At 73.5% G+C, this 7,459-nt stretch carries 6 protein-coding genes; 1 reads left to right on the top strand and 5 read right to left on the bottom strand.

What is annotated here, in order from left to right; all coding sequences use genetic code 11:
* Positions 1 to 251: 251 nt before the first annotated feature.
* The 4 genes from fxsA to ACH5AF_RS25125 form a co-directional block, all read right to left on the bottom strand.
* Entirely contained in the window at positions 252 to 818 is a 567-nt protein-coding gene (gene fxsA, locus ACH5AF_RS25140; RefSeq protein WP_398904416.1) for an FxsA family membrane protein, read from the bottom strand.
* 55 nt (positions 819 to 873) lie between these two features.
* Positions 874 to 1,662: a polyprenol monophosphomannose synthase gene (locus tag ACH5AF_RS25135; RefSeq protein WP_398904414.1), complete on the bottom strand. Its 789-nt coding sequence runs from the start codon at positions 1,660 to 1,662 to the stop codon at positions 874 to 876.
* 567 nt (positions 1,663 to 2,229) lie between these two features.
* On the bottom strand, positions 2,230 to 3,855 hold the full coding sequence (locus ACH5AF_RS25130; RefSeq protein ID WP_398904412.1) for an amidohydrolase: 1,626 nt from the start codon (positions 3,853 to 3,855) through the stop codon (positions 2,230 to 2,232).
* A gap of 10 nt (positions 3,856 to 3,865) precedes the next feature.
* Entirely contained in the window at positions 3,866 to 4,306 is a 441-nt protein-coding gene (locus tag ACH5AF_RS25125; RefSeq protein ID WP_398904410.1) for an Lrp/AsnC family transcriptional regulator, read from the bottom strand.
* Between the two features lie 205 nt (positions 4,307 to 4,511).
* On the opposite strand from ACH5AF_RS25125, the gene ACH5AF_RS25120 reads away from it, so the two are divergent.
* The gene (locus ACH5AF_RS25120) at positions 4,512 to 4,916 is read left to right on the top strand and encodes a hypothetical protein (protein WP_398904407.1); all 405 of its coding nucleotides are present in this window, start codon (positions 4,512 to 4,514) and stop codon (positions 4,914 to 4,916) included.
* A 989-nt stretch (positions 4,917 to 5,905) separates the two neighbouring features.
* Here ACH5AF_RS25120 and ACH5AF_RS25115 read toward each other — a convergent pair.
* Positions 5,906 to 7,078 carry an acyl-CoA dehydrogenase family protein gene (locus ACH5AF_RS25115; RefSeq protein ID WP_398904405.1) on the bottom strand — a complete coding sequence of 391 codons (1,173 nt, stop codon included), beginning with the start codon at positions 7,076 to 7,078 and terminating at the stop codon, positions 5,906 to 5,908.
* Positions 7,079 to 7,459: the final 381 nt, after the last annotated feature.

Here is a 7,459-nt window from a genome sequence, read left to right as displayed (position 1 = left end):
CTTGAACAGCGCGGGCCCTGGTCGCGCGGGCTGCTCCTCCGCTTAGGGGCGGAACCGCCCGCGGCTCCGTTCATATGTATCGGCATGCTCCGGGTTCTTGTGTATCGGCATGCATGGGCCTGCCCCCGGCTGTGGCAGGCACCTGCCGGGGGCCGCTCATATCCGACGGGAGGGCGCGTGCCCGCTGCGTCTTGGCCTGCCGCGCCTGCGGGCGCATGGCGGGGTCCGGGCGCCCCCCTCCCCTTGCGGGTTCAGGGCGTCAGCGGGGGCCTCGGGCTGCCCGTTTCCCGATCGGACGGGGGCGCGTCGTCGCGGATGACCTCTCCCTGGACCACCTTTCCGTCGGGGCGGTGGATCCTGGCCTGCTGGAAGACATGGCCCAGCGTGCCCGACGACGCCGCCCTCATCCGGCTCTCCAGCGAACGCTCCGCGTACCGGCCGAGGCGGCTGCGCACGGGCGGCAGCAGAAGCAGCAGGCCCAGCGCGTCCGAGATCAGGCCGGGCAGCATCAGCAGCAGCCCGCCGAGCATCAGCAGTCCGTTGCCCTTGCCGCTGCCCGGCGGCGCGGCCGCACCCGGCTGCTGCTGAAGCGTCGCCGTGAGGTTGGTGAACGCGCGCCGCCCCGCCCGCTTGATCACCACCGCGCCGAGCACTGCCCCGCCGACCAGCAGTCCCAGCACGGCGAAACCGCCCGCTTCGCGGGCCACGAGCGTCAGCAGCCAGATCTCCAGGACCAGCCACGCGGCAATGCCGAGGGGGACAAGGGTGCGGGCGCGTGAGCGCCGGGGAGCGGTCGGGTTCTGTGCGCCGGTCGTCATGCCCCCAGTGTGCCTGGGGGCTCACCAAGGCGGTGTAAGGGGTGGATCCGGAAGCTCAGGGCCTGCGGCCGAGCAGCCGGCTCGCCCGGCTCCCCACGCCCCAGGCCGTGACCCGCCACAGGGCCTCGACCACGATGTCCCGGTTCATCTTCGAGTCGCCCAGCTCTCGCTCCACGAAGGTGATGGGGACCTCGACGACATGGAAGCCGGCAGCCACGGCCCTGCGTGCGAGGTCGACCTGGAAGCAATAGCCCTGCGAGGCGACGTCGTCGAGCCCCAGCCCTTGGAGCGTCTCGGCGCGGAAGGCCCGGTAGCCGCCGGTCATGTCACGGATGGGCACGCCGAGCAGCATGCGGGAGTACGTGCTGCCGCCGCGGGACAGCAGCTTCCGGTGCGCGGGCCAGTTGACCACGCGGCCGCCCGGCACCCAGCGCGAGCCGAGGACCAGGTCCGCGCCCTTGAGAGCGGTGAGCAGCCGGGGCAGCTCCTCCGGCTGGTGGGAGCCGTCGGCGTCCATCTCGACGAGCACCCCGTAGTCATGCTCGATGCCCCAGCGGAACCCCGCCAGGTACGCGGCGCCGAGCCCTTCCTTGCCCTTGCGGTGCAGGACGTGCACCTGCTCGTCGACGGCGGCGAGCTCGTCGGCGAACTTGCCCGTGCCGTCGGGGCTGTTGTCGTCGGCGACGAGGACGTCGGCGTCGGGCACGGCAGCGCGCACCCGCGAGACGATCGCCTTGATGTTCTCGGCCTCGTTGTAGGTCGGGATGATCACCAAAGCCTTGCCGAGCGGGCCGTACCGCCTCCCCTGGGGTCCGCCATGGGGAACCGCACCACCGTCGTTCACTGCTGCCCCTTAAAGTCCGTACGCAGAAAAGTCCGTACGCAGAGCCCCACCATAGCGAGCGCCCGGAGCGCACCGCCGGGAGGCAGCGGATCATGACGGGAGTCGCCGGGCGGGCGCGCAGGAGCCCGGGACCGGGGCCGTTGTACCGCGGGAGTCGGCGACGGCAACGGATCGGACCCGGCGTCCTTCGGGCCGACCTGGGGCCCGCTGGCTGCGGGTCGACCGAGAGCCGTTGTCTACTGAACGCCGGGCCCCACCCGGGTCGCACCTGCCGGCCGGCTGAAATCCTCCCTCTGCCCCCGAGGCGCGGGCGCTGAACCTGGCTCCCAGCGGCGGTGCGCCGGTGCGGCACACCACCCCATGGCCCAGCGGCGTTCGACGACTGCGTGGAAGGTGCCGGTCGGACGTCCTGTGGTGGACCCGGCCGAACCTACCGGCCGGTGGGCGCTCGCTGTCAACAGTCCTGCGACCAGCAGAAGTCGGCCGTATCTCCAGGTCAGAGGCGAAGATCCACAGGTCGTGGCCGAGCGGTGCGGGCATCGATCGGCGGTAGGAAATGTCCCTACGTCACCCGTTCGGTCCCGCGAAGACGGTGTGGCCGCGGACCACCGTCCGCACACAGACGGGCAGGTCGGCGCCCGGGGTGAGGTCCGGCAGGCCGGGGGTGCCCGAACGGGGGTCGGTGGACCAGCGGGCCACACGGTCGTCGGGAGCCTGCACGAGGAGTTCGCCGGTGCGCCAGACCGCGTAGTCCGCGGGGGCTCCCGGGACCAGGACACCGGCGTCGTCGCGGCCGACGGCCCGCCAACCGCCGCGGGTGTGGGCGGTGAAGGCCGCCCGGGCGGAGATGCGGTGCTCGGGCATGCGGTGGAAGGCGGCTGCGCGGACGGTCCCCCACGGGTCCAGCGGCGTCACCGGGCTGTCGGAGCCGAAGGCCAGCGGCACTCCGGCGCGCAGCAGCGCCGCGTACGGGTTGAGGGTGCGGGCGCGCTCGGCGCCGAGCCGCTGGGCATACATGCCCGCCTCGCCGCCCCAGGCCGCGTCGAAGGCCGGCTGGACGGAGGCGGTGAGCCCGAACTCGGCGAAGGCGGCGATGGTTTCCGGGGTGAGCATCTCGGCGTGCTCGACCCGGTGGCGGGCGGCGCGGATCCGGGCGAGGCCCAGCTTGTCCGCCGCGGCGCGCACTCCGTCGACGACAGCGGTCAGGGCGGCGTCGCCGATGGCGTGGAACCCGGCCTGCAGCCCGGCCTCGGTGCAGGCGACGACGTGTGACGCGACGGCGGCCGCGTCGAGGTGGCCGGCGCCGGTGTGGTCGGCGTCGGCGTACGGCTCGTGCAGGCAGGCGGTGTGCGAGCCGAGGGAGCCGTCGGCGAACAGGTCGCCGGCCGCGCCCAGCGCGCCGAGGGCCCGCGCCCGCTCGACGTCCCGGTCGGCCCAGTAGCCGACGACGCGCGGGCCCGGTTCGTCCCGGGCGAGCGTCAGCAGTCCGGTGAAGTCCTCCTCGGAGGAGATGTCGGGGCCGCCGCATTCGTGAACGCTGCCGATGCCGAGGGACGCGGCATGCCGCAGCGCGGCGCGCTGCGCCTCGGTGCGCTGGCTGGGCGAGAGGGCCGCATAGGCGGCGGCACGGACAGCGTGGTGGGCGTCACCGGTCAGCGGTTCGCCGTCACGGAAGCCCGGCCGTGAGCGGACGCCCGGGACGAGGTCCAGCAGGGCCGTGGTGACGACGGCGGAGTGGACGTCGATACGGGTGAGGTAGAGGGGTCGCCCGCCGGTGAGCTCGTCGAGTTCGTCGCGCCGCGGCGCGCGGCCCTCGGGCCAGCGGGAGGCGTCCCAGCCGTGTCCGATCAGGATGCGGTCGCCGGGGCGGGAGTCCGCGTACGCGCGCAGGAGCGCGGCGGCGTCGGCGAGCGAAGCGGCGCCGGACAGATCGAGTCCGGTGAGCGCGAGGCCGGTCGCCGTGGTGTGGACGTGCGCGTCGGTGAACGCGGGAGTGACAAGGGCGCCTTCGAGGTCGACGACCTCGTCGACGCCGGAGGCGAAGGCGTCGGCCGCGCCCTCGGAGCCCACCCAGGCGACATGTCCCTGCTCGACGACCATCGCGGTGGCGAAGGGGTCGGCGGGGCTGTGCACTTCTCCACCGCGCAGCAGCACGGTGCGGTGGTCGCTTCTGGGGGCGGTGCGCTCGGTCATGGGACCAAGACTAGATACGCGGCGGGCGGGCCTCGTACGGGGTCGACAGGACCACCGTGGTGCGGCTGGAGACTCCGGCCAGGGAACGGATGCGGGTCAGCAGGTGCTCCAGTTCGATCGGCGTGGCGACGCGCACCTTGAGGATGTAGTTCTCCTCCCCCGCGACGCTGTGGCAGGCCTCGATCTCGGGGAGTCCGGCGAGCCGGTCCGCGATGTCGTCGGGGGCACTGGGGTCGAACGGCTTCACCGAGATGAAAGCGGTGAGGGGCAGGCCGACGGCCTCGGGGTCGACGACGGCGGCGTAGCCGCGGATGACGCCCCGCTGCTCCAGGCGGCGGACGCGCTGATGCACCGCCGATGTGGACAGGCCCGTGGCCTTGCCCAGGTCGGTGTAGCTCATCCGCCCGTCCCTGACGAGCAACTCCACGATCTGACGATCCAGCTCCTCCATGCGGATCAACCTATTGCCCCGAGCCGCCTCCGGCACAGTCCACGGCGGCCGCGAGGGGCCCGTCGCGACGGCCGTGTGACGAATGCCACAGGTTTGCGCCGGTGTCCGCCGTGACCTCGCGGTTACCTGCCCCGCGCGGTGGGCATTGCTTGCTGTGGTCGAGGCCATCAGCGCCTGGTCGGCCCATCCGAGGGGGAGATTCTCCATGCAGATCGTTAAGAACGACGCCCGCATTGAACCGGAGCCTGTCGATCCGGCCGCATCTGCCGACGACGACGAGTTCGACGCGTACGACACCTTCGGGATGTACCGGGTCATCTGCCCGGACTGCGCCCAGCCGATCGCACTCCTCGCCGACGAGGACGTCCTGCCGGAGCACGCACTGTGCCCCACCCCGTGGAACCCCTTCGGGCTGACGGTGTGCTCGGGCACCGGCCGCCCCGCCGGTCAGGCCCGTCCCGCCGACGAGTCGCTCGAGGCACAGGAGCAGGAGACGGCCCTGCTGCTGACGTTGCCCCAGGGGCTCGACTGGCGCACCCAGCCGTTCTCGCACGTCGGCGGTCCGGGTTCGCGGCCGCTGAAGGTGCCGCCGATGCGTCGCGCGGCCTGACGCCGCGACCCTGACGGGCTGTTCCCGGCATGCGGGGGCGTGGCCTGACCCCGCGGGTCCTGGCCCTGCAACCCCCTGCATGCGGGGCGCGCGGCCTGACGCTGCGCCCCTCGCCGGGCCTGTTCCCGGCATGCGGGCGTGACGCCTGACCCCGGCGGAACCTGGCCGCGTGCTGCGACCGCCCGCGGACCCGTCGGGCGCGCGGCCTGACGCTGCGCCCTCCGGGCGTGCGGATCGGGCGCAGCCTGACCCGGCTGGGCTTGCCTGCGCCCCCGGGGGCCTGCCCTCCGCTCCGGCGAGCGCCACTCAGCCGACCCTGTGTCCCCGGCGGGCCGCTGCAACACCCCGGCGCGCGGGCGCGCGCGGCCTGACGCTGCGCTCCCGGCGGGCCTGTTCCCGGCGCGCAGGGGCGTGGCCTGATCCCGACGGGTCTCAGCCTGCGTCCCCGGCGTGCGGCGACCGCCCGCGGACCCGTCGGGCGCAGCCTGATTCGGCTGGGCTTGCCTGCGCCCCGGGGGCCTGTTCCGGGGTACGGGCGCGACGCCTGACCCTCCGCTCCGGCGAGCGCCACGCAGCCTGAGTGTGGACCGCGTGCGCGCCGCTCCCGGCAGGGCACGGCTGCGGACGCCCTGCATCACGCCGCCCCGTCGGCGGGCGGCGGGAGCGCTCCGGTCCTCGCCGTCCCGGCGACCGCGGGCGTTCATGGAGGCGTCGTACGTACGCCCTGGACTGGCGCGCGAATCGGCCCGGCGGTAACCCGCACCCGGGCGCAGCCGTTGGCCCGGGCATGAACCTGTACTCCCAGACCGCGAGACGCGGCCGACGGCGGCTCGTCGTACCCGTCTCTGAAGAATCGGTTCCTCATCCGGCGGATCCGCCCATCTACCGCGAGTTGCTGGCCCTGTGGGCGAGCCGGGGCAGGACGCTGCCGGGGCGCCGGGATCCCGAGTGGAGCAGGCTCGCGGCGCCCCTGGCGTGGGAGGGACGGGTCAGCGGGTCTCGGGCCCGGCCAGGTGACGGGCGATGACCATGCGCTGGATCTGGTTGGTGCCCTCGACGATCTGGAGCACCTTGGCCTCGCGCATGTAGCGCTCGACCGGGAAGTCCTGGGTGTAGCCGTAGCCGCCGAGCACCTGGACGGCATCCGTGGTGACGCTCATGGCCGCGTCGGTGCAGAACAGCTTGGCCATGGCGGCCTGCCGGGAGAACGGCCGGCCCGCGTCCCTCAGCCGCGCGGCGGACAGGTAGAGCGCGCGACCGGCCTCGATGCGCGTCGCCATGTCGGCGAGCATGAAGCGCATGCCCTGGAAGTCGGCGATCGGACGGCCGAACTGCTTGCGGTCCGTGGCGTAGCCGACCGCCGCGTCGAGCGCCGCCTGGGCAACACCGATGGCGCAGGCCGCGATGCCCAGGCGTCCGGAGTCCAGCGCGGACAGGGCGATGGCGAAGCCCTGACCCTCCTCACCGATGCGGCGGGAGTCGGGAATGCGGACGCCGTCGAAGTGGAGCTGGGCGGTGGGCGAGCCCTTCATTCCCATCTTCTTCTCCGGCAGCGCGGCGTTGAGCCCCGGCGCGTCGCCCGGCACCAGGAACGCCGTGATGCCGCGGGCGCCCTCGCCGCCGGTGCGGGCGAGCACCGTGCAGAAGTCGGCGATGCCCCCGTGCGTGATCCAGGCCTTGGTGCCGGTGATGACCCAGTCGTCGCCGTCGCGTACCGCCTTGGTGCGCAGCGAGGCGGCGTCGGAGCCGGAGGCGGGCTCGGAGAGGCAGTACGCGCCGAGCAGGCCGCCGCCGAGCATCGCGGGCAGATGGTCCGCGCGCTGCTCCTTGGTGCCGTAGCCCGCGAGCCCGTGGCAGGCGAGCGAGTGGACGCTGACGCCCAGGCCCACGGTGAGGCGGGCGGCCGCCAGCTCTTCGAGCACCTGGAGGTAGACCTCGTACGGCTGGTCGCCTCCGCCGTACTCGGAGCCGTACGGCAGGCCGAGCAGCCCGGAGTCGGACAGGAGACGGAAGACGTCGCGCGGGAAGTGCCCGGCCTCCTCCTCCTCGGCCGCGTGGGGAGCGATCTCCCGCTCGGTGATGTCGCGGACCAGGGCGATCAGGTCCCTGGCCTCCTCGGTGGGCAGCTGACGGTCCACCGGCTGCGGGGCGCGGTCGGGCATTGCGGCGCTCTCCTCCCTGTCGGGCGCTGCGGCGTTCGCGCGGGCAGGGTGTGGGCGCGGCGCCGGGTCTTCTGCCAGGCCGATGGTGCCCTTCCGGATCACGAAAGAGGCTGGTTGGCGGCTGTTGGCGCGTTGAGTATGCCCGATCGGACGGCTCCCGTCACGGGGTGCCCGACAGCGTGCGCAGCGATGCCGCGATCTTGCCGGAAGCCACGCAATCGGTTCGCCGTCGCCGGAAGGACGGACTGAAAGACGGACCGCAGGAACCGGCAGGGCCCCGGCGGCACGTTCTTCTGGGAGCTGAGCGGTGCCACGGAGGACGGAGAGCTGATCAAGACCGTCAACCGGCCCGCGGGCGGCTGGAGTCGGGTGCCTTGGCCC

The sequence above is a fragment of the Streptomyces sp. NPDC018833 genome, from assembly GCF_044390825.1.
In the GTDB taxonomy this organism is placed as follows: Bacteria; Actinomycetota; Actinomycetes; order Streptomycetales; family Streptomycetaceae; genus Streptomyces.
This window is presented reverse-complemented; position numbering and strand designations above follow the sequence as displayed.